Here is a 635-nt window from a genome sequence, read left to right as displayed (position 1 = left end):
CCCAAGTTTAACACCCACTTTCGCCTAATTGTTACTGTTACCGTACTTTCCTCGTTTTTCTTATGAGTTCTGTGTCCTACAAATTTTATTCTTTTTGAATGGTGAGTGTTTTAATTTCAACTTATCGTATATCTGTTTTGCTTGCTTCGAAGGACTACTGCATTGGCGCATCTCAATAGTTTCACCTAACGGGTTCTTCCCTTTTGTGGTAACGAGTTTTTGGGTGTTCATACGTCGTACAATCTCGGTCCAGTAACAGGATTCTCCTTCTCGTTTTAATTGACAACGGATGGTGTTTACCACCCAGTAGGCTAATAACCCAAAGAAGAGGTGTGCGTCGCTTCGCTCATCTTTCTAATGATAGATAGGACGGAGGTTGAGGTCATTCTTTAGTTGTCTGTTCGTACATTCTATCTCGCGAATGAGATTGTAGTATTCCCATGTTACACGTTCAGAAAGTGTCCTGATATTGCTACGAAGGAAATAGACTCCATGACCAGATTCCATTGCAGAGAGGTCTTTTATCTCCCAATCTACACGCAGCATCTCCTTGGGTTTCTTCTCATTTTTTATGTAGCTTATCTGGTAGAACTTCGCTATAGATGGGTACTTCTGTATGGCACGTCCTGTACGTT

The 635-nt window shown here is 41.3% G+C and carries 1 pseudogene; it reads right to left on the bottom strand.

Annotated elements, in window-relative coordinates:
- Nucleotides 1-60: 60 nt before the first annotated feature.
- Nucleotides 61-635: pseudogene (locus tag HMPREF9018_RS11485) on the bottom strand (IS1634 family transposase); the annotation flags it as partial.

The sequence above is a fragment of the Prevotella amnii CRIS 21A-A genome (genome assembly GCF_000177355.1).
Taxonomy (GTDB): domain Bacteria; phylum Bacteroidota; class Bacteroidia; order Bacteroidales; family Bacteroidaceae; genus Prevotella; species Prevotella amnii.
The sequence above is the reverse complement of the archived record's forward strand: the minus strand, read 5'-3'. Positions and strand labels throughout refer to the sequence as shown.